The organism is Bradyrhizobium sp. 62 (assembly GCF_023073035.1).
In the GTDB taxonomy this organism is placed as follows: Bacteria; Pseudomonadota; Alphaproteobacteria; order Rhizobiales; family Xanthobacteraceae; genus Bradyrhizobium.
Window position 1 is genome coordinate 625,173 of record NZ_JADPIT010000015.1, and the last position, 243, is coordinate 625,415.

Here is a 243-nt window from a genome sequence, read left to right on the forward strand (position 1 = left end):
CCTGGATGTGCCGCCCTCGGAGCTTCCCATGCTCCGCAACGGCCATGTGACCTTCGGCGTATTCAACCGCATCTACAAGATCTCGGATGGAGCCATCCGAGTCTGGTCGAAAGTGATGCGGAAAGTGACGGGTTCGAAGATCATCATCAAGCATACCCTGCTTGACGATCCCATGCTGCGCGACAATTTGGTCGCGCGGTTCGTGGCACAGGGCGTTGCCGAGGAGAATGTCACCTGCCTGGG

At 58.4% G+C, this 243-nt stretch carries 1 pseudogene; it reads left to right on the forward strand.

The annotated features are described in order from the left end of the window. Window positions 1–28 precede the first annotated feature (28 nt). Window positions 29–243, forward strand: a pseudogene (locus IVB47_RS13445) (acetylglucosamine transferase); the annotation flags it as partial.